This is a genomic window from Sinorhizobium chiapasense, assembly GCF_045277575.1.
GTDB classification, from domain to species: Bacteria; Pseudomonadota; Alphaproteobacteria; order Rhizobiales; family Rhizobiaceae; genus Ensifer; species Ensifer chiapasense_A.
Genome location: NZ_CP144205.1, coordinates 626,705 through 652,824 on the forward strand (window position 1 = coordinate 626,705; position 26,120 = coordinate 652,824).

26 protein-coding genes and 1 pseudogene are annotated in these 26,120 nt (G+C 62.2%); 18 read left to right on the top strand and 9 right to left on the bottom strand.

Annotation, left to right across the window (positions count from 1 at the left end; all coding sequences use genetic code 11):
* The first annotated feature begins 86 nt into the window (after positions 1–86).
* Positions 87–1,193, top strand: a complete 1,107-nt coding sequence (aroC, locus tag QM996_RS02980; RefSeq protein WP_500269231.1) for a chorismate synthase — start codon at positions 87–89, stop codon at positions 1,191–1,193.
* A gap of 133 nt (positions 1,194–1,326) precedes the next feature.
* Positions 1,327–2,427 (top strand): bifunctional 3,4-dihydroxy-2-butanone-4-phosphate synthase/GTP cyclohydrolase II, encoded by a 1,101-nt coding sequence (ribB, locus tag QM996_RS02985; protein ID WP_500269232.1) that lies wholly within the window; start codon positions 1,327–1,329, stop codon positions 2,425–2,427.
* Positions 2,428–2,566: 139 nt separating this feature from the next.
* On the opposite strand, the gene QM996_RS02990 is transcribed toward ribB, so the two are convergent.
* On the bottom strand, positions 2,567–3,121 hold the full coding sequence (locus QM996_RS02990) for an invasion associated locus B family protein (RefSeq protein ID WP_373419799.1): 555 nt from the start codon (positions 3,119–3,121) through the stop codon (positions 2,567–2,569).
* 342 nt (positions 3,122–3,463) lie between these two features.
* On the opposite strand from QM996_RS02990, the gene coxB reads away from it, so the two are divergent.
* The 13 genes and pseudogenes from coxB (at position 3,464) to rnhA (ending at position 13,154) form a co-directional block, all read left to right on the top strand.
* Positions 3,464–4,345, top strand: coding sequence for a cytochrome c oxidase subunit II (gene coxB / locus QM996_RS02995; protein WP_500269233.1), 882 nt, complete (start codon positions 3,464–3,466; stop codon positions 4,343–4,345).
* Positions 4,346–4,365: 20 nt separating this feature from the next.
* Positions 4,366–6,054, top strand: a complete 1,689-nt coding sequence (gene ctaD / locus QM996_RS03000) for a cytochrome c oxidase subunit I (RefSeq protein WP_500269234.1) — start codon at positions 4,366–4,368, stop codon at positions 6,052–6,054.
* 98 nt (positions 6,055–6,152) lie between these two features.
* Complete coding sequence (locus QM996_RS03005; protein WP_500269235.1) at positions 6,153–7,109, top strand: protoheme IX farnesyltransferase; 957 nt, start codon at positions 6,153–6,155, stop codon at positions 7,107–7,109.
* Positions 7,109–7,249, top strand: coding sequence for a cytochrome c oxidase system small membrane protein (locus tag QM996_RS03010; RefSeq protein WP_113537983.1), 141 nt, complete (start codon positions 7,109–7,111; stop codon positions 7,247–7,249). The genes QM996_RS03005 and QM996_RS03010 overlap by 1 nt, the downstream gene beginning before the upstream one ends.
* 10 nt (positions 7,250–7,259) lie before the next feature.
* The gene (locus tag QM996_RS03015; protein WP_500269236.1) at positions 7,260–7,853 is read left to right on the top strand and encodes a cytochrome c oxidase assembly protein; all 594 of its coding nucleotides are present in this window, start codon (positions 7,260–7,262) and stop codon (positions 7,851–7,853) included.
* 64 nt (positions 7,854–7,917) lie between these two features.
* Positions 7,918–8,796 carry a cytochrome c oxidase subunit 3 gene (locus QM996_RS03020; protein ID WP_483501618.1) on the top strand — a complete coding sequence of 293 codons (879 nt, stop codon included), beginning with the start codon at positions 7,918–7,920 and terminating at the stop codon, positions 8,794–8,796.
* 113 nt (positions 8,797–8,909) lie between these two features.
* Positions 8,910–9,115 (top strand): annotated as a pseudogene (locus tag QM996_RS03025) (L,D-transpeptidase family protein); the annotation flags it as partial.
* On the top strand, positions 9,112–9,495 hold the full coding sequence (locus QM996_RS03030) for a DUF983 domain-containing protein (RefSeq protein WP_500269237.1): 384 nt from the start codon (positions 9,112–9,114) through the stop codon (positions 9,493–9,495). The pseudogene QM996_RS03025 and the gene QM996_RS03030, both read left to right, overlap by 4 nt.
* Positions 9,464–10,231, top strand: coding sequence for an SURF1 family protein (locus QM996_RS03035; protein WP_500269238.1), 768 nt, complete (start codon positions 9,464–9,466; stop codon positions 10,229–10,231). Before QM996_RS03030 ends, QM996_RS03035 begins: the two co-directional genes overlap by 32 nt.
* A gap of 56 nt (positions 10,232–10,287) precedes the next feature.
* Positions 10,288–10,656 (top strand): DUF1304 domain-containing protein, encoded by a 369-nt coding sequence (locus QM996_RS03040; RefSeq protein WP_500269239.1) that lies wholly within the window; start codon positions 10,288–10,290, stop codon positions 10,654–10,656.
* A 3-nt stretch (positions 10,657–10,659) separates the two neighbouring features.
* Positions 10,660–11,670: a 4-hydroxy-3-methylbut-2-enyl diphosphate reductase gene (gene ispH, locus QM996_RS03045; protein WP_173515839.1), complete on the top strand. Its 1,011-nt coding sequence runs from the start codon at positions 10,660–10,662 to the stop codon at positions 11,668–11,670.
* 39 nt (positions 11,671–11,709) lie between these two features.
* A complete protein-coding gene (locus QM996_RS03050) occupies positions 11,710–12,690 on the top strand; it encodes a homoserine kinase (RefSeq protein WP_500269240.1) in 981 nt (326 codons plus the stop codon).
* On the top strand, positions 12,687–13,154 hold the full coding sequence (rnhA, locus tag QM996_RS03055; RefSeq protein ID WP_113537975.1) for a ribonuclease HI: 468 nt from the start codon (positions 12,687–12,689) through the stop codon (positions 13,152–13,154). The genes QM996_RS03050 and rnhA overlap by 4 nt, the downstream gene beginning before the upstream one ends.
* A 46-nt stretch (positions 13,155–13,200) precedes the next feature.
* Here rnhA and QM996_RS03060 read toward each other — a convergent pair whose 3' ends face one another.
* Both QM996_RS03060 and QM996_RS03065 read right to left on the bottom strand, forming a co-directional pair.
* The gene (locus QM996_RS03060) at positions 13,201–13,686 is read right to left on the bottom strand and encodes a peroxiredoxin (RefSeq protein WP_500269241.1); all 486 of its coding nucleotides are present in this window, start codon (positions 13,684–13,686) and stop codon (positions 13,201–13,203) included.
* Positions 13,687–13,760: 74 nt separating this feature from the next.
* Positions 13,761–14,603 carry a protein-disulfide reductase DsbD domain-containing protein gene (locus QM996_RS03065; protein ID WP_500269242.1) on the bottom strand — a complete coding sequence of 281 codons (843 nt, stop codon included), beginning with the start codon at positions 14,601–14,603 and terminating at the stop codon, positions 13,761–13,763.
* Positions 14,604–14,772: 169 nt separating this feature from the next.
* Between QM996_RS03065 and QM996_RS03070 the strand changes: the two genes are divergently transcribed.
* Positions 14,773–15,378 carry a YqgE/AlgH family protein gene (locus tag QM996_RS03070; RefSeq protein ID WP_429808907.1) on the top strand — a complete coding sequence of 202 codons (606 nt, stop codon included), beginning with the start codon at positions 14,773–14,775 and terminating at the stop codon, positions 15,376–15,378.
* 122 nt (positions 15,379–15,500) lie between these two features.
* Here QM996_RS03070 and QM996_RS03075 read toward each other — a convergent pair whose 3' ends face one another.
* The 4 genes from QM996_RS03075 to thrC form a co-directional block, all read right to left on the bottom strand.
* Complete coding sequence (locus QM996_RS03075) at positions 15,501–18,410, bottom strand: EAL domain-containing protein (protein WP_483501628.1); 2,910 nt, start codon at positions 18,408–18,410, stop codon at positions 15,501–15,503.
* Positions 18,410–19,021 (bottom strand): GNAT family N-acetyltransferase, encoded by a 612-nt coding sequence (locus tag QM996_RS03080; protein ID WP_173515843.1) that lies wholly within the window; start codon positions 19,019–19,021, stop codon positions 18,410–18,412. Before QM996_RS03080 ends, QM996_RS03075 begins: the two co-directional genes overlap by 1 nt.
* A gap of 385 nt (positions 19,022–19,406) precedes the next feature.
* Positions 19,407–20,708 carry a M16 family metallopeptidase gene (locus tag QM996_RS03085; protein WP_500269243.1) on the bottom strand — a complete coding sequence of 434 codons (1,302 nt, stop codon included), beginning with the start codon at positions 20,706–20,708 and terminating at the stop codon, positions 19,407–19,409.
* Positions 20,709–20,724: 16 nt separating this feature from the next.
* Complete coding sequence (thrC, locus tag QM996_RS03090; RefSeq protein WP_500269244.1) at positions 20,725–22,125, bottom strand: threonine synthase; 1,401 nt, start codon at positions 22,123–22,125, stop codon at positions 20,725–20,727.
* Between the two features lie 380 nt (positions 22,126–22,505).
* Here thrC and QM996_RS03095 point away from each other — a divergent pair, with 380 nt between their 5' ends.
* A complete protein-coding gene (locus QM996_RS03095; protein ID WP_500269245.1) occupies positions 22,506–23,057 on the top strand; it encodes a hypothetical protein in 552 nt (183 codons plus the stop codon).
* Positions 23,058–23,125: 68 nt separating this feature from the next.
* On the opposite strand, the gene QM996_RS03100 is transcribed toward QM996_RS03095, so the two are convergent.
* Positions 23,126–24,232 (bottom strand): type 1 periplasmic-binding domain-containing protein, encoded by a 1,107-nt coding sequence (locus QM996_RS03100; RefSeq protein WP_500269246.1) that lies wholly within the window; start codon positions 24,230–24,232, stop codon positions 23,126–23,128.
* A gap of 326 nt (positions 24,233–24,558) precedes the next feature.
* A complete protein-coding gene (locus QM996_RS03105) occupies positions 24,559–25,254 on the bottom strand; it encodes an HAD family hydrolase (RefSeq protein ID WP_500269247.1) in 696 nt (231 codons plus the stop codon).
* A 180-nt stretch (positions 25,255–25,434) separates the two neighbouring features.
* On the opposite strand from QM996_RS03105, the gene QM996_RS03110 reads away from it, so the two are divergent.
* The gene (locus QM996_RS03110) at positions 25,435–26,103 is read left to right on the top strand and encodes a GntR family transcriptional regulator (protein WP_500269248.1); all 669 of its coding nucleotides are present in this window, start codon (positions 25,435–25,437) and stop codon (positions 26,101–26,103) included.
* Positions 26,104–26,120 lie beyond the last annotated feature (17 nt).

Here is a 26,120-nt window from a genome sequence, read left to right on the forward strand (position 1 = left end):
CTTTCCCCGTCCCCGGCTTTCCACTAAGAGAGGGCATCCGCGTACGAAATGTACGGCCGTTGCTTGCTTAAGGTCCGGTAGCCTTCATGTCGCACAATACTTTCGGTCATCTCTTCCGTGTCACCACCTGGGGCGAAAGCCACGGGCCGGCGCTGGGCTGCGTGGTGGACGGCTGCCCGCCCGGCATCCGCTTCACGCTCGCCGAACTCCAGGCCTGGCTCGACAAGCGCAAGCCCGGCCAGTCGCGCTTCGTTACGCAGCGCCGCGAGGACGATCTCGTCAAGGTACTGTCCGGCGTGATGTTCGACGAGGACGGCGAGACGATGATCTCGACCGGTACGCCGATCTCCATGCTGATCGAAAACACCGACCAGCGTTCGAAGGACTATTCCGAGATCGCCAAGCGTTATCGCCCGGGCCATGCCGACTATACCTACGACCTGAAATACGGCATTCGCGACTATCGCGGCGGCGGCCGTTCGTCGGCGCGCGAGACCGCGGCGCGGGTCGCTGCCGGCGGCATCGCCCGCAAAGTCGTGCCGGGGCTCGTCGTGCGCGGTGCGCTCGTGCAGATCGGCAAGCACAAGATCAATCGCGCCAACTGGGACTGGGCCGAGGTCAACAACAACCCCTTCTTTGCCCCTGACCCGGAGATCGTGCCGGTGTGGGAAGAGTATCTCGACGGGATCCGCAAGGCCGGCTCCTCGATCGGCGCCGTGGTGGAAGTGGTCGCCGAGGGCGTGCCTGCCGGCATCGGCGCGCCGATCTATGCCAAGCTCGATCAGGACATCGCCTCCAACCTGATGTCGATCAACGCCGTCAAGGGCGTCGAGATCGGCAACGGCTTTGGCGCCGCCGAGATCACCGGCGAGGAGAACGCCGACGAGATGCGTATCGGCCCCGACGGCAAGCCGGTCTTCCTCTCCAACCATGCCGGCGGTATTCTCGGCGGTATCGCAACCGGCGAACCGGTGATCGCGCGTTTTGCCATCAAGCCGACCTCGTCGATCCTCACCGAGCGCCGCTCGGTCGACAGCGATGGCAACGAAGTCGATGTCCGCACCAAGGGCCGCCACGACCCTTGCGTCGGCATTCGCGCCGTACCGATCGGCGAGGCGATGCTTGCCTGCACGATCGCCGATCACTATCTGCGTGACCGCGGCCAGACCGGCCGTCACTGCACAATTCCTTAAATCGGAAACGATTTAAGGATAGAATTATGCAGCAACTTAAAGTGTTACAGCGACCTTTGCGCGTCTAGTAGACGCGCGGCGCTGTAAGTAATTCGGCCTCAGCAGTTCGGCCAAGAAAGTCGGGAAGAGCACCATGTCCTATGATCAGAAGCGTGTCGTCGACGCCATCCGCGCCTTCGAGGCCGGCGAAATCGTCGTCGTGACCGATGACGATGGCCGCGAGAACGAGGGCGACCTGATCGTCGCCGCGGTGCATTGCACGCCGGAGAAGATGGCCTTCATCGTGCGCCATACCTCCGGCATCGTCTGCACCCCGATGCCGCGCGAGGAGGCGAAACGCCTCAACCTCAACGCCATGGTCGCTGAAAATGATTCCGCCCACACGACGGCCTTCACCGTATCGGTCGATTTCAAACATGGCACGACGACCGGCATTTCCGCCGACGACCGCACGCTGACGGTGCGCAATCTCGCCAATCCCAATGTCGGGCCGACGGACTTCGTTCGCCCCGGCCACATCTTCCCGCTGGTCGCGCGCGAAGGCGGCGTTCTCATGCGTTCCGGTCACACGGAAGCTGCCGTCGACCTCTGCAAGCTCGCAAGCCTGCCGCCGATCGGCGTCATCTGCGAACTCGTCAACGACGACGGCACCGTGATGCGCGGGCCGCAGGTCGCGAGCTTTGCCGAAACCCATGGCCTGAAGCAGGTTTCGGTCGCCGACCTCATCGCTTATCGCCAGCGCAAGGAAACGCTGATCGAACAGGGCGGCTCCTTCGACATCGAAACACCATACGGTCCGGCCAAGGGGCATTCCTATTCGCTGCCCTGGGATCCGATGCAGCATCTCGCCGTCGTCTTCGGCGATATCCGCGACGGCGTCGACATCCCGGTCCGGCTGCATCTCGAAAATGTCGGCGCCGATGTCTTCGGCAAGGACTGCCAGATCGATCGCATCATGAAGCGCATCGCCGAAGAGGGCAGGGGCGTCATCGTCTACCTGCGTGAAGGATCGGTCGGCGTCGGCGTGTCGCAAACGGCCCGCAAGGGCAAACACGATCGTGAAGTGCATGACGAGGCGCAGGCGCGCGAGAACGAATGGCTGGAAATCGGCCTCGGCGCGCAGATCCTCAAGGACCTCGGCATCAGCTCGATCCGCCTTCTTGCCTCGCGCGAGCGCCACTATGTCGGCCTCGAAGGCTTCGGCATCAAGATTGCCGGAACCGACATCATCTAAAGCACGACGCTTCTGAATACGACTGAATACGACAAAGCCCGGATCCTCGATCCGGGCTTTGTCGTTTGTACCGGCGCCAACAAAAAACCGCGCTCGAAGCGCGGCGTTCTGTCTTGTTCGCGTGGGTTCCGCGGGCCGCTCAGGGCAGGGCGTCGTAGCCTTCGCCGAAGCCCTTGAGATCAACCGGGATGCCGATGCCTTCCTCTGGCGACTGGAAGACGATGAAAGTGGCCGTGGCGCCGGAACGGAAGGTCTTCAGCAATTCATCTTCGAGCACGACTTCCGCATAGCAGCCATCGGAGAAGCAGCGCACGAAGTAGGCGCGGCCGATATCCTTGCCGTCGACATTGAGGCCGAGGCCGTTCGGCAGCAGGACGCCGAGCGGGGCGAGCACGCGCAGGATCTTCGCCTTGCGGTCCGCCGTCTTCAAGACGACGACCGACAGGCCGACTTCCGGCCGGTCTTCGGCAATGACGTTCTGCATCAGCGCACACTGGTCGGTGGATGCGCCGGCCGGCTGATCGCAAACGATCGACCATGCGCCGTGATTGGACTTGACTGTACCGGGGGTTCCGGCGGGCTGCTGGGCCAGGCTCTGAGCGGGGAGTGCGAGAACGGCAAGGCCGAAGGCGGCGAAGGCCGACAGTCGCGAAAAGAGGGGCAGGCCCATGTAAACCTCAAAACGTCGAATCATCAGGGCTATTCTTGAAGCGCGCGGGAATAAATGAAAAGCCCTGCGGGGCACATTCCAGCGTCATATGGCGGAAATTGGGCGGGTAAACGCCCCCATCCTGTGTGTTGCCGCGCCAACCGCGTGCAATCGCGCCGCTATAGGCACGGAAGACGTCATATAAGTCGATTCGTGACGGCTTCTAAGGGGTGCCTGTGTGAAAAGATGCGTTTGTGCAAAAATGCCGCATGGGGTTGATTGGTCAGATGTTGCGGCATCGGACAAACTGTGGTTTGAAGCGCAGCAGTATCGCAGGGATTCTGCGTTCCGGTTTGATCCTGATCAAGCGCATTGGGGAGACACATTGTGAAAAACAAGGCTTATGCAGTTCTGGCAGCGCTTGCCTGTCTGCTTTTTGCTTCTAGCGCCTTTGCTGACAAGCCTGTCGAATGGCAGACGAATCTTCAGCCGGCCGCTACGGGCATCATGGAAGAAATCACGTGGTTTGAGCATTACACCCTGTGGTTCATCATTCCGATCACCCTCTTCGTTCTCCTCCTGCTGATCATCGTCGTGGTCAAGTTCCGTGAAGGCGCCAACCCGGTTCCCTCGAAGACCAGCCACAACACCGCGATCGAAGTCGTCTGGACCGTCGGTCCGGTTATCGTGCTTCTTTTCCTCGCCATTCCGTCCTTCCAGCTCCTGACCGCGCAGCTCACGCCGCCGGCCAATCCGGATCTGACGGTCAAGGCGACCGGCAACCAGTGGTACTGGTCCTATGAATATGAGGTGGGCGAAAGCCCGCTCTCCTTCGACAGCCTGCTGATGAAGGAAGAAGACCGCGCCGCCCTCGGCAAGGAGGACAAGAAGGAATATCCGCGCCTGCTCGCCGTTGACAACGAAGTTGTCATCCCGGTCGGCAAGACGGTTCGTGTCCTCGTCACCGCCGCCGACGTGATCCATGCCTTCGCAATGCCTGCCTTCGGCGTGAAGATCGATGCCGTTCCCGGTCGCTTGAACGAAACCTGGTTCAAGGCTGACCGTGAAGGCCTCTACTACGGCCAGTGTTCCGAGCTCTGCGGCAAGGATCACGCCTACATGCCGATCGCCATCCGCGTTGTTTCGCAGGAAAAATACGACACCTGGCTCGCAGCCGCCGCTACCAATCTCGGCGATGCGAACAAGGCGCTCATGGCGTCCATCGAAGCGGCCAAGACCGTCGACGTCGCCGCTAACGCCGCACAGTAATCGGAAGGGGAGCTCGACCCATGGCTGGAACAGCCGTTCATCACGATCAACGCCATGATCACTCCGATCATGGCCACGCAGACCATGCGCACAAGCCTCTGAGCTTCTTCCAGCGCTGGTTCCTGTCGACCAACCACAAGGACATCGGCACGCTCTACCTGATCTTCGCGATCATCGCGGGCATCATCGGTGGCACGCTTTCGGTGTTCATGCGCGCCGAACTGCAGGAGCCCGGCATCCAGATCTTCCACGGTCTGGCACAGATGGTCTACGGCTTTGAGGGCGATGCTGCCATCGACGGCGGCAAGCACATGTTCAACGTCTTCACGACCGCGCATGCGCTCATCATGATCTTCTTCATGGTCATGCCGGCGCTGATCGGCGGTTTCGCCAACTGGATGGTGCCGATCATGATCGGTGCGCCGGACATGGCGTTCCCGCGCATGAACAACATCTCCTTCTGGCTGATCGTCCCAGCCTTCCTGCTGGTGCTCCTGTCGATGTTCGTCGAGGGACCGGCCGGTGCCTACGGTGCAGGCGGCGGGTGGACGATCTATCCACCATTCTCGACAGCGGGCATGCCCGGGCCTGCCATGGATTTCGTGATCCTCGGCCTTCACATCGCCGGTGCATCCTCGATCCTCGGTGCGATCAACTTCATCACCACGATCCTGAACATGCGCGCCCCGGGCATGACGCTGCACAAGATGCCGCTGTTCGCCTGGTCGGTTCTGATCACCGCCTTCCTGCTGTTGCTCTCGCTGCCGGTTCTGGCAGGCGGCATCACCATGCTGCTCACCGACCGCAACTTCGGCACGGCCTTCTTCGCGCCTGAGGGCGGCGGCGACCCGATCCTGTTCCAGCACCTGTTCTGGTTCTTCGGTCACCCGGAAGTGTACATCCTGATCCTGCCGGGCTTCGGCATCATCAGCCACATCGTCTCCACCTTCTCGCGCAAGCCGATCTTCGGCTACCTCGGCATGGCCTACGCCATGGTCGCGATCGGCGCCGTCGGCTTCATCGTGTGGGCGCACCACATGTACACCGTCGGCATGTCGCTCGACACGCAGCGCTACTTCGTCTTCGCGACGATGGTCATCGCTGTTCCGACCGGCGTTAAGATCTTCTCGTGGATCGCGACGATGTGGGGCGGTTCGATCCGCTTCACGACCCCGATGGTCTGGGCGATCGGCTTCATCTTCCTGTTCACCGTCGGTGGCGTCACGGGCGTTCAGCTCGCCAATGCCGGCCTCGACCGCTCGCTGCACGACACCTACTACGTGGTTGCTCACTTCCACTACGTTCTGTCGCTCGGCGCCGTCTTCGCGATCTTCGCCGCCTGGTACTACTGGTTCCCGAAGATGTCGGGCTACATGTACTCCGAGTTCATCGGCAAGCTGCACTTCTGGGTCATGTTCATCGGCGTGAACCTGATCTTCTTCCCGCAGCACTTCCTGGGCCTCGCCGGCATGCCGCGCCGCTACATCGACTACCCGGATGCCTTTGCCGGATGGAACATGGTTTCGTCCTACGGCTCCTACATCGCAGCCGTCGGCGTCCTGATCTTCCTCTTCGGCGTCCTGGAAGCCTTCGCCAAGAAGCGCGTCGCTGGCGACAACCCGTGGGGCGAGGGTGCGAACACTCTGGAATGGCAGCTGTCTTCGCCGCCGCCGTTCCACCAGTGGGAGCAACTCCCGCGCATCAAGTGACGGGCAACGAACAGAAGCCGCCGGTTCCGGCGGCTTCACCCCGCCGGGAAACCGGCGATACACGGCCCTTGCGGCCGGGACCAATGCAGGGACAGGACATGACGGTCATCGACAATCACGAAGCAGTCGGCATGGAAGGCGCACCGCGTCTGTCCGAAGCCTCTGCGCGCGATTATTTCGAGCTGCTGAAGCCGCGTGTCATGTCCCTCGTCGTCTTCACGGCACTCGCAGGCTTGGTACTCGCGCCGGGCCATATCAATCCCTTCATCGGTTTCATCGCCATTCTCTGCATCGCCGTCGGCGCAGGCGCGTCCGGTGCGCTGAACATGTGGTATGACGCCGATATCGATGCGGTCATGAGCCGTACCGCCAAGCGCCCGATCCCGGCAGGCAAGATCCTGCCGCAGGAAGCGCTGGCTTTCGGTCTGACGCTCTCCGCCTTTTCCGTGATCATCCTCGGGCTCGCCGTCAATTGGCTCGCAGCCGGGTTGCTCGCCTTCACGATCTTCTTCTACGCGATCATCTACACGATGTGGCTGAAGCGCTCGACGCCGCAGAACATCGTCATCGGCGGTGCGGCCGGTGCTTTCCCGCCGATGATCGGCTGGGCTTGCGTCACCGGCGCCGTGTCGATCGAGAGCATCGTTCTCTTCCTGATCACCTTCCTTTGGACGCCGGCGCATTTCTGGGCGCTTGCGCTCTTCAAGATGGGCGACTACGGCGCCGTCGGCGTGCCGATGATGCCGAATGTCTGCGGTCAGGCGACCACCAAGAAGCAGATCGTCATCTATGCCGTGCTGACCGCGCTCATCGGTATCTGTCCCACCTTGCTCGGCTTCGCGAGCATCGGTTACGGCCTCGTCGCAACGGCACTCGGCCTCGGCTTCATCTGGTATTCGATCGGCGTGCTGCGCATGCCGGAGGCGGATGAGCGCATGCTGCCGGCCAAGAAGCTGTTCGCCTTCTCGATCATGTATCTGTTCGTGATCTTCTCCGCCCTGATGGCGGATCACCTGATCGTCAATATCTGGCTGAATGCCGGGAGTATTGCCTGATGGAAACCGTCAAGCTCACGGAAGCCCAGAAGAAGTCGCGCCGCGGCCGCAACATTGCGCTCGGCTTCGTCCTCGCCGGGCTCGTCGTCCTCTTCTACATCGTCACGCTGATCAAGTTCGGCAACGGCATGGTCAACTGAGGCGGATGGCATGACGAATTTACCGGAAACCACGCCGAAGCAGCGCTCGAACCGCGTCGTCGTCGGCACTTGCCTCGCCTTCGTCGCCGGCATGGTCGGCATGGCCTATGCGGCCGTGCCGCTCTACGACATGTTCTGCCGCGTCACCGGCTATAACGGTACGACGCAGCGTGTCGAGCAGGCTTCCGATGTGATTCTGGACGAGAAGGTGAAGGTCACCTTCGACGCGAACACTTCGGGCGGTCTGCCCTGGGAGTTCAAGCCGGTCCAGCGCGACATCGATATCCGCATCGGCGAAACGGTGCAGGTGATGTACCGGGCGAAGAACCTGTCGTCGAAGCCGACGACCGGTCAGGCGACTTTCAACGTCACGCCGATGCAGGCCGGTACCTATTTCAACAAGGTACAGTGCTTCTGCTTCACCGAGACGACGCTGCAGCCGGGAGAGGAGATGGAGATGCCGGTGGTATTCTTCGTCGATCCGGACATCGTCAAGGCGGTGGAGACCAAGGACATCAAGACGTTGACGCTTTCCTACACCTTCTACCCGCGCGAACCGTCGAAACCGGTGGCGCAGGTGAAGACGGAAGAGAACAAACTTTGACTGGAGGTCCTTTTCGGCTATGCCGGAAAGGCGACAAGAGAGAGACTTATCGGGGATTACTGACATGGCCGGTGCGCATCAGAAGAATCACGACTACCACATCATCGACCCGAGCCCTTGGCCGTTGCTTGCCTCGATCGGCGCCTTCGTCATGGCGTTCGGCGGCATTTGCTACATGCGCTACCTCGCGGGCAGCTCGCTGAAGATCTTCGGCTTCGAGCTCGCCAACGTCTGGATCCTGCTCGCCGGTCTGATCATCGTTCTCTACACCATGTTCGGCTGGTGGTCGGACACGGTAAAGGAAGCGCATGAGGGCCACCACACCCGCGTCGTGTCGCTGCACCTGCGCTACGGCATGCTCATGTTCATCGCTTCGGAAGTGATGTTCTTCGTGGCCTGGTTCTGGGCCTTCTTCGATGCAAGCCTGTTCCCGGGCGAAGCTATCCAGGCAACCCGCGCCACCTTCACTGGCGGTGTCTGGCCGCCGAAGGGCATCGAAGTGCTCGACCCGTGGCACCTGCCGCTTTACAACACCGTCATCCTGCTGCTTTCGGGCACGACGGTCACCTGGGCGCACCACGCTCTGCTGCACAACGACCGCAAGGGCCTCGTCTCCGGCCTGACGCTGACGGTCATGCTCGGCGTGCTGTTCTCCTTCGTCCAGGGCTACGAATATGCCCACGCTCCGTTCGCCTTCAAGGACTCGATCTACGGCGCGACCTTCTTCATGGCGACCGGCTTCCACGGCTTCCACGTTCTGGTCGGCACGATCTTCCTGCTCGTCTGCCTGTTCCGCGCTCTGCGTGGCGATTTCACCCCGAAGCAGCACTTCGGCTTCGAAGCGGCGGCCTGGTACTGGCATTTCGTTGACGTCGTCTGGCTGTTCCTCTTCTTCTCCATCTACATCTGGGGCAGCTGGGGTGCACCGATCGCTCACGGCTAATTCCGCGAGCATCTGACTGTTGCGAACAAGGCGGTTGCAGCCATGCAGCCGCTTTGTTCTTTTGTTGGCTTGTGGTGATTGAAACGCGACGGGGATGCGAAATGCGGAATGCTCCGGCCGACGTCGGTGCCGCTGCCGCACGCGGGGTCGACCCGGGCGGCATGATCATGATCCACGGCCAGCCCAATTATTTCGGCTGGTTGGCGTTTTGACGCAGCAGTTCGATTGGACGGATGGCTTCGTTGCCGTTACCAATGCCGAAATGGATGAAATCTGGGCGATGGTGCCCAACAACAGACCGATCGAGATCAAGCCGTGAGCGAAGACAAAGCACATTTCCCGCCGGTGGATCCGGTAATGACCGGCATCAAGGGGCTCTGCCCGCGTTGCGGCCAGGGCAAGCTCTTCGACGGGTTCCTCAAGGTCAAGCCGGCCTGCACGAGCTGCGACCTCGACTATCGCTTCGCCGATTCCGGCGATGGCCCGGTGGTCTTCGTCATCCTGATCGTCGGCTTCGTCGTCGTCGGCGCGGCGCTCTGGGCGGAGGTCAACTTCAGCCCGCCGCTCTGGCTGCATTTCCTATTGTGGATTCCGCTTGCGACCATTCTCAGCCTTGGGCTGACACGCATACTGAAGGGCGTCTTGATCAACCTGCAGTACCGCAACAATGCGCGCTCGGGCGAGATTGACCGTGGTTGAGCTCGAGAGCAGGAGGAAGCGGGGCCTTTTCGGACGTCTCGGCGCCTTCGTTTTGCTCGCCGCCGCCTTCGCCATTCTTATCTCGCTCGGTACCTGGCAGATGCAGCGGCTGCAGTGGAAGGAAGGCCTGCTGACGGCGATCCAGGAGCGCCGGTCGGCACCTCCGGTATCGCTCGCCGACATCGAGAAGATGCTCGCAGACGGCGTGGATATCGACTACCGCACCGTCTCGGTAACTGGCACCTTCGATCACACCAAGGAGCGACACTTCTTCGCGACCTACAATGGCCGTACCGGCTATTATGTCTTCACGCCGCTGACGTTGGACGATGGCCGCTTCCTCTTCGTCAATCGTGGTTTCGTGCCCTTCGAACAGAAGGATTCGTCGACTCGTCTTGCCGGCGAGCTTCCGGCCTTCGTCGGCGTCCAGGGCCTTGCCCGGCCTAAGCTTGACCAGAAGCCGTCGTCGCTCGTGCCGGACAACGATCTCGCCAAGAACATCTTCTACTGGAAGGACCTCGACACGATGGCGTCGTCCGTCGGGCTCCCCGCCGACAAGGTGCTGCCACTGTTCGTCGATGCCGATGCGACGCCCAATCCCGGTGGTCTGCCGATCGGCGGCGTTACCCAGTTCGATCTGCCCAACAACCATCTCCAATACGCGCTGACCTGGTATGGATTGGCGGGAGCGCTGGTGCTGGTCAGCGGCATCTACCTGGTGCGCCGCGGGCGATAGCCCCGCAACCGTCGCCGTGCTAACCCTGCTGACGGGATCGACGGTGGGGAACAAGGATGGCGGCGATCGTCGCAAACTCTCTGATTGCCTTGACGGGCTTGCTGCATTTCGGCTTTCTCGTGCTCGAGATGTTTCTGTGGACTGGGCCGCGGGGGAGGGCTGTCTTCCGCATGACGCCGGAGCAGGCGGAGACGACGCGGGTGCTCGCCGCGAACCAGGGGCTCTACAACGGTTTTCTCGCGGCCGGCCTGTTCTGGTCGTTGATCCAATCGGAACCGTCCTTTGCCTTCGAACTGAAGGTGTTCTTCCTTGTGTGCGTGATCGTTGCCGCTATATATGGCGCGTGGTCGGTCAAGCCGCGCATCCTCTTCATCCAGGGCGGCCCGGCGATCGCAGCGCTCGTTTTCGTTCTAATGGCATCCTGATCCATGGCATCATCAGCGGCAGCAAAATCCCCGATCACCATTCGCCTCTGCGGGCCGCGCGGCTTCTGCGCCGGCGTCGACCGGGCGATCCAGATCGTCGTCCTGGCGCTGAAGGAGTTCGGCGCACCCGTCTATGTCCGCCACGAGATCGTGCACAACCGCTATGTCGTCGAAGGCCTCGAGGCCAAGGGCGCGATCTTCGTCGAGGAGCTCGACGAGATCCCGCCGGAGCATCGCAAGCAGCCGGTCGTCTTTTCTGCGCATGGCGTGCCGAAGTCGGTGCCCGCGGATGCGGATGCCCGCAATCTCTTCTATCTCGACGCCACCTGCCCGCTGGTCTCCAAGGTCCACAAGCAGGCGATGCGCCATCACCGTCTCGGCCGCCATGTCGTGCTGATCGGCCATGCCGGCCACCCGGAGGTGATCGGCACCATGGGGCAGTTGCCTGAAGGCGCCGTGTCGCTGGTCGAGACGGTCGAGGATGCCGACGTCTACCAGCCGCCGGATCCGGACAATCTCGGCTTCGTCACCCAGACGACGCTGTCGGTCGACGACACGGCCGGTGTCATCAAGCGGCTGCACGAGCGCTTCCCGAACCTGACGGCGCCGGCGGCCGATTCGATCTGCTACGCCACCACCAACCGCCAGGAGGCAGTGAAGCAGGCAGCCCCCGGCTGCGACCTGTTCCTCATCGTCGGTGCGCCCAACTCTTCCAATTCCAAGCGACTCGTCGAAGTGGCGCTGAAGGCGGGCGCGAAGAAATCCGTGCTGGTCCAGCGCGCGTCGGAAATCGACTGGGCCGAGATGGGCGATATCTCGACGGTGGGCCTCTCGGCTGGCGCCTCGGCGCCCGAAGTGATCGTCAACGAGATCATCGAGGCATTCCGCGAGCGTTACGACGCGAGGGTGGAACTCGCCGACACGGTCGAGGAGAACGAGAACTTCCTCGTCAACCGCGAGATCCGCCACGTGCCGCTGACCGCCGCCGACATGGCCTTCGTCAACGGCGAATAACCCGCACTTCTTGCCGCAATTTCTTGAGAGTGGAAGACCTTGGCAGTTTACACCGATATCACGGAAGACGATCTCTCCCGCTTTCTCACCGCCTATGACGTCGGCCAGCTGACCTCCTACAAGGGGATTGCCGAAGGTGTCGAGAATTCCAATTTCCTGCTGCACACGACCAAGGGCTCCTACATCCTCACGCTTTACGAAAAGCGCGTGAACGCCGACGACCTGCCGTTCTTCCTCGGGTTGATGCATCATCTGGCGGAAAGGGGGTTGTCCTGCCCGCTGCCGCTGCCGCGGGCCGATGGCAAGCTGCTCGGTGAGCTCTCCGGCCGCCCTGCCGCTGTCATCTCCTTCCTCGAGGGCATGTGGCTGAGAAAGCCCGAGGCAAAGCACTGCCACGAAGTCGGCAGGGCGCTTGCCGCCATGCATCTTGCCGGCGAAGGCTTCGCGCTGAAGCGCGCCAATGCGCTTTCCGTCACCGGCTGGCGGCCGCTCTGGGTCAATTCCGAGGCGCGTGCGGACGAGGTGCAGGCGGGTCTCAAGAACGAGATATCGGCGGAGCTCGAACACCTCGAAAGCCACTGGCCGAAATCCCTGCCGGAAGGCGTCATCCACGCCGATCTCTTCCCGGACAACGTCTTTTTCCTCGGAGACCGGTTGTCCGGCCTGATCGATTTCTATTTCGCCTGCAATGACTATCTCGCCTATGACGTCGCCGTCTGCCTCAATTCCTGGTGCTTCGAAAAGAACGGCTCCTACAACATCACCAAGGGCATGGCGATGCTTTCGGGCTATGAGAGCGTGCGCAAGCTGACGCCCGCCGAGGTCGACGCGCTGCCACTGCTCTGCCGCGGCTCGGCACTGCGCTTCTTCCTGACGCGGCTCTACGATTGGCTGATGACGCCTGCGGGCGCGCTCGTCGTCAAGAAAGACCCGCTCGAATACCTGACGAAGATCCGTTTTCACCGCGCCATCGCTTCGAGCGCGGAATACGGCCTGAGACGCGAAGAGGGCCGAGTATGAAACACGTCGACATCTTCACGGACGGGGCCTGCTCCGGCAATCCGGGGCCAGGCGGTTGGGGCGCGGTGTTGCGCTACGGCGAGGTGGAAAAGGAACTCTCCGGCGGCGAGGCCGAGACCACCAACAACCGCATGGAACTGTTGGCGGCGATCTCGGCGCTCGATGCGCTGAAGAGCGCCTGCGAAGTCGATCTCCATACCGACAGCAAATATGTGATGGACGGCATCTCCAAGTGGATCCACGGCTGGAAGAAGAACGGCTGGAAGACCGCGGACAAGAAGCCGGTGAAAAACGGCGAGCTCTGGCAGCGGCTGGATGAAGCCAACCGGAGGCACAAGGTGACCTGGCACTGGGTCAAGGGCCATGCTGGTCATCCGGAAAACGAGCGCGCCGATGAGCTCGCCCGCAAGGGCATGGAACCCTACAAGAAGGGGCGCCGTTCGGATTCTCTCCTCGTGAAATGAAAAACGGGCCGTAGAGGCCCGTTTCCATTTGCACCTACTTCTGCGCTCAGAGCTGCTCGAGCATCGCGGCGGCACCCGAGACAGTTGCCTGGCCCGGGCTTTCTTCGAGATTGAGCGACTTTACCACGCCATCGTCCACCAGCATCGAATAGCGCTTCGAGCGCACGCCGAGCGTGCCGGCGGAGAGATCGATGTCCATGCCGAGCGCCTTGGTGAAGGCGGCGTTCCAGTCGGAGAGGAAGTGGATCTTGCCCATGCCGCCTGACGCGGTTGCCCAGGCGCCCATCACATGCAGGTCGTTGACGGAGACCACGGCGATATCGTCGATGCCGCGGGCAAGGATCGCGTCGCGGTTCTCGAGGTAGCCGGGCAGATGGTTGAGAGAGCAGGTGGGCGTGAAGGCACCGGGAACGGCGAAGAGCACGACGCGCTTGCCCGCGAACAGCTGATCGGTGGTGACCTCCACCGGACCATCGGCGGTTTTTTCCTTGAAGGTTGCGGCTGGCAGTTTGTCTCCGACGGCAATGGTCACGGCACTCTCCTTGCGTTGCTTGCGTCTTCGCTCCTCCGCTCGTGTCGGAGAACCTGCGGGACTATAGATGCGGCCTAATCAAAGGCAAGGGTCGTCTCCATGCTGCGGCCCTTCGCGCGTATGGTGACAACGATCGGCTTGCCCTTGAGTTCCTTGTCCTTGCCGGGGAGCCGGACCGGGACGGTCGCGCCGACGTCGGTTTCGCCCTCCGTCGTGATCTCTGGCTTGCCGAAGGAAACACCGGATGGGCCGGCCAGGAACAGCTCAGGATGGTCATTGCCATGGGGCAAGTGAAAGGAAAGGTGCAGCACGGCCTTATCCGCATCGAAGTGGCTCGCCGTGACGGCAAAATCCTTGGAAGGTGCTTCCGGCAATGCGGCGATCGCGTCATCGATGCGCGCGCCGTCGAGCGGATTGTCCAGATCGCCCTCATTCAGCGCCAGCGTCAACTCGCCCTGGACCGGGATACAGATATCCTCGCAGATGCCGAGAAACACCGAGGCGCGAATATTGACGTCGCCGATGCCTTGGACGCGCCTCAGCGTCAGCGGGAAAGCGACCGGCTTGTCGTAGCCGACATAGCGCACCACGCCGTCGTCGAACGTCTTCGGCACCGGGAAGCCGATCTTCTCGAGCACGACGCCGCTCGTCGGGTCGATCGTCACCTGCGGAGGGATGCCGCTTGCGCCCGGTTCGCGCCAATAGGTCTTCCAGCCGGCATTGAGCTTGACCTCAAGCGTTGCCGGGATCGTGCCGTCCTGCTTGGGCTGGGCCGCGACCAGGCGGACCATGCCGCCCGGGGAGGTCACCCACTCGCTGGTGGCCGCCTGTGTCGCCACCGGAAGAAAAAAAGCGGCGATGAGGCTTGCCGCGCCAATGAACTGGGCCATGTTCTGGTATGTGGAGCGCTGGATCATGCTGGAAGCAATATCGCTTTTGCCGGCGAGGCTCCAGACGCTGCAAGGAGAGCGATGATCATAATCGCTTGATCGGACACGGCGAAGTGAACGTCGTGCGTGCAATATTTCCGGACCGCGACGCTGAGGCGCTTTTCATTTCGCGGTGAATTGATAGGCTGTTCCCATGATGTCGACTCCGATGGCGCAGAAGAGACGGGAGCGAGGTTTCCTTGACGGTCAGTTCCTGATCGCCATGCCGGGAATGTTTGATGCCAATTTCGCCCGTACGGTCATCTTCATCTGCGCCCATTCAGACGATGGCGCGATGGGCTTCGTGCTCAATCGACCTCAGCAACTGACCTTTCCGGACGTGCTGCTCCATCTCGATATTCTCGACGAGGAAGAGGCGATCCGCCTTCCGCAGATGACACGGGATTTCCAGATTCAGGCCGGCGGGCCGGTCGAGACCGGGCGCGGCTTCGTGCTGCATTCCGACGATTATCTGAGCGATTCCAGCATCCCCGTCAGCGACGACATCTGCCTCACCGCAACGCTTGATATAGTCCGCGCCATTTCGCGCGGGGAGGGGCCGGTCAAGGCGACGATGATGCTCGGCTATGCCGGGTGGGGACCGGGACAACTCGAAGCGGAAATCACCCAGAACGGCTGGCTCACATGCCCGGCGCGTGAGGAACTGATCTTCGACAAGGCGCTGGACGACAAATACGACCGGGCGCTGGCCCTGATGGGCGTGTCGGCCGCGATGCTCTCCGCGGATGCTGGCCACGCCTGATTTGTCGGATTAGCCCGCTTTCTTCAGAACATTCATGCTGAAAAGCAAAGCCCGCCGGACTGTTGCCCGACGGGCTTTGGACGATGGTGTGCTTCTCGAAGAGCGGCGTCGCCTTGCCGAAATCACGCCCGCTTCATCAGCGGAAAGCGTTCTTTCAGCAGCCGCTGGATCGATTCCGAGCCGATCGGCGGTCCGAAGAGGAAGCTCTGGCCGTAGTCGCAGCCCATCTGCGAGAGCTGGATTGCGTCGTCCTCGGATTCGATACCCTCGGCCACCACCTGCATATCGAGCTCACGCGCCATGGTGATCACCGAGCGCAGGAGAATGCCGCGCTTGTCGCTCGGGTCACGCACCAGTGCCTTGTCGATCTTGATCGTGTCGAAGGGGAACCGCGTGAGGTAGGAGAGCGACGAATGGCCGGTACCGAAGTCGTCGAGCGCCAGCTTCAGGCCTGCTTCCTTCAGCTTTTCAAGGACGAGACGGGCCTGCTCGGGGTTTTCCATCACGAGCGATTCCGTCAGTTCCATCTTCACCTTGCCCGGATCGCAGCGGTTCTTGGTGAGGATGGCGCGGACGTCGTCATAGAGTTCGTTGTTGAGAAGCTGCGCGCTCGAAAGGTTGATCGAGACGAAGATCGGCAGGTCGCCGGTCTGGAGCTGCCATTCCGTCAGATCGCTCGTCGCCTTGTCGAAAGCGAACATTCCAAGCTGGCTGATGAGATCCGAATTTTCGGCAATCGGAATGAACTCGGTCGGCGAGATATTGCCGCGCTTCGGATGATCCCAGCGCATCAGCGCCTCGAAGCCGGCGATCTCCGCGTCGTTCAGTCGAACGATCGGCTGGTAGACCAGCGAGAGCTCCTTGCGTTCAATCGCCCGCTTGAGGTCGGCTTCGAGCTGGAGCCGGTCCGACCCGGATGTGCGGAAGGCCGGGCGGAAGGGTTCGACGCGATTGCCGCCTTCCTTCTTCGCCCGGAACATGGCGAGCTCCGCGTCGTCGAGCAGGCCCGCAGCGCTTTGCTCCTGGTCGAGCCAGGAGACGAGGCCGATCGATGCCGTCAGGTTGATTTCGCGGTTGCCGTAGTTGAGCGGCACCATGATTGCCTTGCTCACCGCGTCGGCGAAATCCGCGACCTTGGCGGGGTCGCGCTCGGACATCAGGATCAGACCGAACTGGTCGCCCCCGAGGCGGGCAAGCGTGTCCTGCGGGCGCAGGAGCCGGCGCAGGCGTCGGGTCAAGGCGATCAGGATGTTGTCGCCGGCGGCGATGCCCAGGAGGTCGTTGACCTGCTTGTAGCGGTCGATGTCGATCGCGAGCACCGTCGGGCGAACCGAATTGCTGCCGTCGGCCATCAGCAGGATCGCCTGCAATCGGTCGAGGAAGACCTGACGGTTCGGAAGGCCGGTCAGATTGTCGAGCAGCGCATTGTGCAGCAGCCGCTCGACGGAATTGCGCTGCTCGGTGATGTCGATGATCGTGCCGACGCAGCGGATGATTTCGCCGTTGGCGCCGAGAACCGGCCGGGCGCGGATGGCGAGCCAGTGGTAATGGCCGTCTTCGGCACGCACGCGAAATTCGTGGTTGAGCTTGCCGCGGCGGCGCTCCAGAAGCACGTCGAGGGTCGCCCGGAAACGGTCCCGGTCGTCAGGATGCAGGCGCGGCAACCAGTTGCGCAAGGGGCCGTGCATGCTGCCGAGCGACAACCCGAGCTGGGTCGATATATCGGGCATGGTGACGACCCGGTCGCGGGCGACATCCCAGTCCCAGACGGTGTCGCCGGAGCCGGTGAGCGCCAGCGACTGGCGCTCGAGATCCGAGAACAGGCCCTGCTGGTAGCCGCTGCCGGCAACGGCATGCTGCATGACGGTGAAGCCGATCAGCAGCACGATGAGCACGAGACCGCCGCCGAGCGCCGGCTGCACGATGTCGTTCGCGAGCTGGCCGGTGACGGTCAACCACGCGCCGAAGAGCCAGACGAGGATGAGCAGCCAGGCGGGCACCAGAAGGATTGCACGGTCGTAGCGGTTGAAGCCGAGATAGGCGATCAGCACGATCCCGACCGTTCCGGTCAAAGCGAAGGAGAGGCGGGCGATGCCGGATGCAATCGCCGGATCGTAGACCGCGACGCCGAAGAGCAGGCCGAGACCCAGGATCCAGGCGAGCGTGGCGTAACCGAGATGCTGATGCCAGCGGTTGAGGTTGAGATATGTGAACAGGAAGATCACGAGGCCCGCCGCCAGGAAGACCTCGGTGCCCGCTCGCCATATTCGCTCGTCGCCGGCCGTAACGCTGATGAGTTTCGACAGGAAGCCGAAATCGACACAGATATAGGCGAGAACCGCCCAGGCGAGTGCCGCCGTTGCCGGCAGCATCGAGGTTCCCTTGACGACGAAGAGGATGGTCAGGAACACCGCGAGTAGGCCGGCAATGCCGAGCACGATGCCGCGATAGAGCGTGAAGGCGTTGACCGTATCCTTGTAGGAATCCGGTTCCCACAGGTAGATCTGCGGCAGTTCCGGCGTCGCCAGTTCTGCGACGAAGGTGATGATGACGCCCGGCGCCAGCGTGATGCGGAAGACGTCCGCCTCGTCGCTCGGTTCGCGGCTGAGCGCAAAACCTTCGCTGGGGGTGATCGAAAGGATGCGCTTGGAGCCGAGATCCGGCCAAAAGAGCTTGGAATTCACCAGTCGGAAATGCGGTGCGACGATCACGCGGTCGAGCGGTTCGGCCGAAACGTTGGCGAGCGCGAACACGGCCCAGTCGCCCTGATGGTCCTCGCTGCTGGAGCGTACCTCGATGCGGCGCACGATGCCATCGGTTCCGGGCGCCGTCGAGACCTGGAAGGCTTCGTTGCGGCCGCTGTAGATTTCGGTCGTCGCCGTCAGGTCGAGCGCGGTGTCCTCGCGCGAGATCTTCACCGGCTCCAGAGCCTGGGCCGCACCGCCGAGCGCGCAGAAAAACGTCGTGAGCGTAATCAGAAACGCTGCCAGCTTCGAAGCTGACCAGGCGAAGGGCGAGCGGGTTAGAGGCATCAAAGGGGCATATTCCTGTTCGGTAGGGCATCGTCGGACAGGAGAGAAAAGAGCACGTGGTCCCGCCACTGGCCATTGATTCTCAAGTACTGTCTTAAGTAGCCTTCACGCTCAAAACCGGCCTTTTCAAGGAGCCGGATGCTTCTTGAGTTGTCCGGAATACAGGCTGCTTCAATACGGTGCAACTCAAGGGTCGAAAAGATGTAGGGAATGGCGAGCCTCAGGGCCGCGTACATATGGCCCTTGCCGGCGTGGCGTTCTCCCATCCAATAGCCGATCATGCAGTTTTGCCCGGCGCCGCGGCGGATGTGGCCGATGGTTAGCCCCCCGAGCAGCATCTCGTCTGGCTTGTGGAAAAGAAAGAGCGGTACGGCCTGGCCGGAGGAATATTCCTGCTCGTTGCGGATGACCCGGCTGCGAAAGGCGCTCTCGGTCATCTCGTCCGGACGCCAGGTCGGCTCCCAAGGTTCGAGGAAGGCGCGGCTCTCGCTCCTCAGCTGATACCACTGGCGATAATCGGCATAGCGCGGGAGCCGCAGCAGGTAGTTCTGATCGGCGATTTCGATCGTCTCCGGCTGCCGCGACAGGAACCGAAAAACCGATCGTGTCATAGCTGCCTCCGAGGCCGTCCAGTTTGCGTGCGGGGATCCTCTATCGTCCGCCCGGCAGCGCGCCTTTGCGCTGTCACAAACCGAAACGTTGCACAACTTTGCGCGCAAATCGAATCCGATTTTGCGAAAAGACGCAAAGACTTCACCATTTCGAATACGGTGCTTGCGCCCCTCGGCGGACGAGAGCAATCCCAGGAAAGTGGCGAACGCTTTTCCGCCAGGAATTGGAAAGGCAAGATCATTTCACGGTTTCGATGAAACCATGAAACGACCTACAGCGCCGCGCGTCTCATCAGACGCGCAAAGGGCGCTGTAGCATTTTGATTTGCTGCATGTCTTCGTCCTCAAATCGAGGTCGATTGAGGAGACATGCAGTAGGGCCAGTTTAGCTGGCGACGGCGTGCGGAACGGCGGCCTTGCCGGTCAAGGACGACAGGATATCGCCCATCGGGGCAAGCTGCTCCAGCGGGCCGATGGCCGAAAGCGTCGGCGTCGTGTCGAAGAACAGCCGGCCGGCAAGGTCGGTCAGACGCTCGATGGTGATGCCGGAGAGGCGCTCCATCAGTTCCTCGTTCGGGATCGGACGGCCATAGAGCATCATCTGGCGGGCAATCTGGCCGGCCCGGGCCGCCGGGCTTTCCTGGCCCATCAGCAACTGCGCGCGGATCTGGGCGCGGGCACGCTCGATTTCCTGCTGCTCGATGTTCATCGAGGATTTGCGCAGCTCGTCGACGATGACGGGCATCAGTTCCGGCAGGTTCTCGCCGCCGGTAGCTGCGTGCACCCCGAAGATACCGGTGTCGGAAAAGCCCCAATGGAAGGCGTAGACCGAATAACAGAGGCCGCGATGCTCGCGCACTTCCTGGAAGAGGCGTGAGGACATGCCGCCGCCGAGGATGTTGGCGAGGATCTGCGAACAGTAGAAGTCGCGGGCGTGATAGGCCTTGCCCTCGAAGCCGAGCAGGACCTGCGCGTCCATCAGGTCGCGCGTCTCGCGGCTGTCGCCGCCCGTGTAGCGGGCGACTTCGAGTACCGGCGTCGCAACCGGCGTGCGCGGAAGCGCCGAGAAGCGCTCCTCGACCTGGCGCACGAAAGCCTCGTGCTCGACGGCACCGGCCGCGACCACGAACATGCGGTCGGTCGTATAGTTGCGGCCGAGATATTGGCGGATCTGATCGGCGGAAAACGACATGACCGTCTCGGGGGTGCCGAGGATCGGACGTCCGACGGTCTGGTTGCGATAGGCGGTCTCGGCGAAACGGTCGAAGACGACATCGTCGGGCGTGTCGTCGGCGGCGCCGATCTCCTGCAGGATCACCTGCTTCTCGCGCCGCAACTCCTCGTCGTCGAAGGTGGATTCGGTGAGGATGTCGGCGAGAATGTCGACGGCCAACGGCACGTGATCCTTGAGGACGCGGGCATAGTAGGAGGTCGTCTCGGTCGACGTGGCGGCGTTGACTTCGCCGCCGACATTTTCGATTTCTTCGGCAATCTGGCGGGCGGTGCGTCGCGCGGTGCCCTTGAAAGCCATGTGCTCCAGCAGGTGGGCAATGCCATGTTCGCCCAGGGTTTCATTGCGCGAACCGGATTTGATCCACACCCCGAGCGCCACGCTTTCGAGATGCGGCATCTGCTCGGTTACCACCGTCAACCCGGAAGGGAGCCGGGTGCACTCAACTTTCATCATACGTTTCTTCTCGTTCTTACCCCCGGAGACGGGTGCGCTCGCCGATAAAGGTCTCGACGCTCTTCAGGTCCGGATCCAGGATATCGAAACGCTCCTCCCTGTTCATCAGGTCAGCAAGCCACGTCGGAAGCGCCGGGTCAATACCACTGGCCGATTTTACCGCGTCCGGGAATTTCGCCGGATGGGCGGTGGCGAGCGTCACCATGGGGGCGGACGGCTTCTCGTGCTTCGCGGCGACGAAGACGCCGACGGCGCTGTGCGGATCGAGCAGATAGCCGGTTTTTTCCAGCGTCTTGGCGATCGTCTTGGCCACTTCCTTCTCCGAGGCGCGGCCGGCGCGGAACTCCTTGCGAATGGCCTTCAGCGCCTTTTCGCGAATGGTGAAGGACCCGGACTGCTTGAGGCCGTCCATGGCCGAGCGCACTTCGCCTGGGTCGCGGTCGTTCGCCTCGAACAGCAGCCGCTCGAAGTTCGACGAGATCTGGATGTCCATCGACGGCGCGGTCGTCGCCTTGACGTCGCGCATCTCGTAGCGCCCGGTCTTCAGCGTGCGGGCCAGAATGTCGTTCTCGTTGGTGGCGATCACCAGCTTGTCGATCGGCAGGCCCATGCGCTTGGCGACATATCCGGCGAAGATGTCGCCGAAGTTGCCGGTCGGGACCGTGAAGGAGATCTTGCGGTCCGGCGCGCCGAGGGCGACCGCCGTGGTGAAGTAGTAGACGATCTGGGCCATGATGCGCGCCCAGTTGATCGAGTTGACGCCCGAAAGCCTGACGCGATCACGGAAGGCGGCGTCGTTGAACATGCCTTTGACGAGGTTCTGGCAGTCGTCGAAGTTGCCTTTGACGGCGATGGCGTGAACGTTCGATGCCTTCGACGTCGTCATCTGCCGCTGCTGCACCGGCGAAACCTTGCCGTGCGGGAAGAGGATGAAGATGTCGGTGCGTTCGCGGCCGGCGAAGGCGTCGATCGCGGCGCCCCCAGTGTCGCCCGAGGTCGCGCCGACGATCGTGGCGCGCTCGCCGCGCTCGGCCAGCACATAGTCCATCAGACGCGCAAGCAGTTGCATTGCCACGTCCTTGAAGGCGAGCGTCGAGCCGTGGAAGAGTTCCATGACGAAGGCGTTCGGTCCGGTCTGCACCAGCGGTGCCACCGCCGGATGGCGGAAGGTGGCATAGGCTTCGTCGATCATTTCGCGGAACTTGGCCGCGGGGATCTCGCCATTGGTGAAGGGTTCGAGCACGGTGAACGCGATTTCCTGATAGGATTTGCCGCGCAAGCCACGGATTTCCTTCTTGGAAAACTTTGGCCATTCCTTGGGGAGATAGAGACCGCCGTCGCGCGCCAGACCGGCAAGCAACGCGTCGCAGAAGCCGAGAGGAGCGGCTTCGCCGCGCGTCGAAATATACTTCACCATGATTGTCCTTCGTCCCACCTCTAGGATTGCCGCGACTTACAGCGCCGCGCGTCTTATCAGACGCGCAAAGGTCGCTGTAGCACTTTCAGTTGCTGCATGTTTCCTCAAATCGGCTACGATTTAAGGAAACATGCAGTAGGAAACGGCGCCGCGGCATGCCCCGTCTTATTGCGTCAGTCCTTGACAAAGTCTGCATCTATTCTTGTCACCGACGCAATTTCCGACTGTAGATCAGGCTTCGGAAAATTCGGAAGGGACACGCCGACCCGATCGATTTTTCAGTTTGTCGCTGCTATAGACGATGCCCGAAGGCCACGAAAGGTCTTCCGGCCGAGATTTCGGTCAAGGAGTTTCAACCGGTCCAGCAGAGGTTGTTCAACGTGTTTGGCAAAGTATCCCGGCCTGTTCTCGCAATATCTTTTCTCGCGATCCTCGCCGGCTGTAACAAGACGCAATCCGGCGGAGCGATCGATGCGGGCGGCAGTGCCACCGCTCCGACACCAGCCGTCGTCCAGGCCGCGTGCCCGCAGGTCGTCCTGCGCGATGGCACGTCGGTGTTCACCAGCTACGCCAAGGGTGCCAAAAACGACCCGACGAAGGTCGTCTACCAGGCCTCGCTCGCCGACACCACGCGCCAGTGCGTGCAGAGCGAAGGCGCATTGACGATGACAGTCGTGGTGCAGGGACGCGTCGTCAGCGGCCCGGCGGGTGGCCCCGGCAAGATCACCATGCCGATCCGTGTCGCTGCGACCGACGAAGACAAGACGCTTTACTCCGAGCTGACGCAGCATGCGGTCGAAGTTCCCTCGACCGGCTCGGCGCAATTCGTCTTCACCAAGGCAAACGTGACGCTGCCGGCCGGCGCCGGATCCAACGTCACCGTCTATGTCGGCTTCGACGAGGGTCCGCCGGCCAAGGCCAAGAAGAAGTAAGCTGCGGCGCACACCGCACAAAAAACGCCGGGGCTTGCCCCGGCGTTTTCATTTCCGACTTGCTCCGATTACTCAGCCGGAACGCTCTTGCCGCCTTCCCACTTGTAGAGCGAGAAAGCCTGCGAGGTGAGGTCACCGGCTTCGCCATAGGTCAGCTTGCCGAGTACGGTGTCGATCGCTTCACCGGACTTGATCGCGGTGGCAACCGCAGTCGCGTCTTCGGCGGAGCCGGCCTTTTCGATGCCGGCCTTCAGCACCTGCACGGCGGCATAGGCGTTGAGGGTGAAGGCTTCGGCCGGAATGTTCTTCGCCTTCAGCGCTTCGACGGCCGGAGCCGATGCCGGGTTGCGGGTCGCGTCACTAGCGTTGGTGTAGATCGTGCCGGTCGCAGCTTCGCCGCCGATCGCCCAGAACTCGGTGTTCGATAGGCCGTCGCCGCCGAAGATCTGTGCCTTCACGCCCTGGTCGTGCATCTGGCGTGCGAGCAGGCCGCCTTCCGGATGGTAACCGCCGAAGTAGACGACATCGACCTTCTCGGCCTTCAGGCGGGTGACGATGGCGCTGAAGTCCTTGTCGCCCGGGTTCAGGCCTTCGTAGACGACTTCGGTGATGCCGCCTGCGTTGATAGCCTTCTTGAAGCCGTCAGCGAGGCCCTTGCCGTAAGGAGCCTTGTCGTGCAGGACGGCGACCTTCTTGTCCTTGAGGTTCTTGACCACATAGGCAGCGGCAACTTCGGCCTGCTGGTCGTCGCGGCCGCAGGTGCGCAGCACGTTCCAGAGACCACGGGTGGTGAGGTCAGGCGTCGTTGCCGTCGGCGTCACCATCAGGATGCCGTTTTCGGCGAGAACGTCGGAAGCCGCCATCGAGGTGCCCGAGAGCACCGGGCCGACGACGTAGCGGATGCCTTCGCCGGCCGCCTGGTTGGCAACCGACACGGCCTGCTTCGGGTCGCCGGCGTCGTCGAGCAGCTTCAGAACGATCTTTTCGCCGTTGATGCCGCCAGCCTTGTTGATCTCTTCAGCGGCCGTTTCCGCCCCGTTCTTCACCTGCTCGCCATAGGCCGCGACCGGGCCGGTGAGCGGCGTGATGACGCCAACGGTGATATCGGCGAAGGCGAGCGGGCCGAAGGCGACGCTGGCCGCCAGGGTCAGGCCGGTCAACATTGAAAGACGCATAGTGTTTCCTCCTAGAAATACCCCTGATGGGGCTTGCTTGATATGGCCTTCGTGCGCGGCTTCGAAAACCTACTGTACGTGTCCTTGAACCGTAACGGGCCAAAGGACGAAAACATGCAGCATTTCAGAGTGCTACAGCGACCTTTGCGCCTCCGACAGGCGGTGGATCGCCGTAGAGATTTTCGGAGGGACGCGGCGCCACTTCAATGTGTCATCGTGTCCCTCGGCGCCTAATCGGACGCCTGCCGTGGTGGCCGAAGGCTTTTTTCCCGCTCCGGCCGAAAGCCGGGGCGAAAGGGGTGCGGCCGGACGTGGCCTTTGCGGCGCTACGCCGTCATGGACTCCGACCATTCGGAAAGCGCTGCGATCACGCCGGGAAGGGCCGTCATGCGCGAGATCACGGTTTCGGCGCCGGCTTCCGTCAGCTTGTCGGCGTGCGACGGGAAGGTGTGGGAGCCGCCGGTGAAGCCGACGACGCGCATGCCAGCGGCGCGGGCGCCGTGGATGCCATGCACCGAGTCCTCGATGACCAGCACCCGCGACGGGTCGACGCCCATCTGCTTGGCACCGTGCAGGAAGATGTCCGGCTTCGGCTTGACGCGATCGGGTCCGAGGTCGCGCGCCGAGTAGATATGCGGGCCGAAGTGGTCCTTGATGCCGACCTTGCCGAGCATCATCGCCAGGCGCGCCGAGGTGGAGTTCGAGCAGATGCAATGGGGCAACGTCAGTTGCAGCAGCATCGGCTTGACGCCATCGATGATCTTGACGTCGCGTTCCAGGCGCTTGTCGAGAATGGTATCTACCTTGCCGATCAGCGACGCGGAAAGCGGGATGCTCGCTTCCTTCTCGATCTGCAACAGCGTGTTGTGCCAGGTCATGCCGGCAAAACGCTCGGCCATCTCTTCGACGCTGATCGGGTAGCCCGCTTCGGTAAGCAGCGTGGCTTCGACTTCCGAGGCGATGATTTCGGAATCGACGAGAACGCCGTCGCAATCAAAAATGATGAGATCGATACCGGTCATTTGGAACAGTTCCCTGGGAGGAGAAGGCGCCGCAGGCAGGGGGAGGATAGCTTGCGCGGCGCGGGGCTTTCGTACGCCAGAGCTTTATACGAAGGTGGCCGAAAGCTCAACCTTTGGAAATCATCGAAACCGCTGCTCCCCTTGCTCGACAGCATTGTTTCGCGGCTCTATCTGTAGGCGATGGAAAAGCAACAGGACGATACGCTTGCAAGTCGCATCAGCAGGGCTCTCGCCGAGAGGATCATCTCTGGCATCCTGATGCCTGGCGAGCGCTTGCGGCAGGATCATATCGCCGAGGAATTCGGCGCAAGCCATGTTCCCGTTCGCGAAGCCTTTCGGCGGCTGGAGGCCCAGGGACTTGCCGTCAGCGAACCGCGCCGCGGCGTTCGCGTCGCCTCCTTCGATCTCAAGGAGGTGAGGGAGGTTGCCGAAATGCGTGCGGTTCTCGAGGTTCTGGCCCTTCGCCACGCCATCCCGCATCTGACGCCGGCGATCCTTGACCGGGCGGAGGCGGCGACGGTTGCCGCCGATACTTCGCGGGATGTGCGCTCCTGGGAAGCGGCGAACCGCGCCTTTCACCGATTGATCCTGCAGCCCTGCGGCATGCCGCGGCTGCTCGCGGCCATCGACGATCTGCATGCGGCGAGCGCCCGTTTTCTCTTCTCTGCCTGGCGCACGAGCTGGGAAGCGCGCACGGATCATGACCATCGCGCCATCCTTGCCGCCTTGCGCGAAGGCCGTGGCGACGAAGCTGCGAAGATCCTCGAGCGCCACGTGGGATGGATCGGCAAGACGCCGGTCAGGAACGCTGCGGGCGAAACCCGCGAAGCCTTCTCGATTGTTGGCTAAGATCGCGTCTGCGCTAC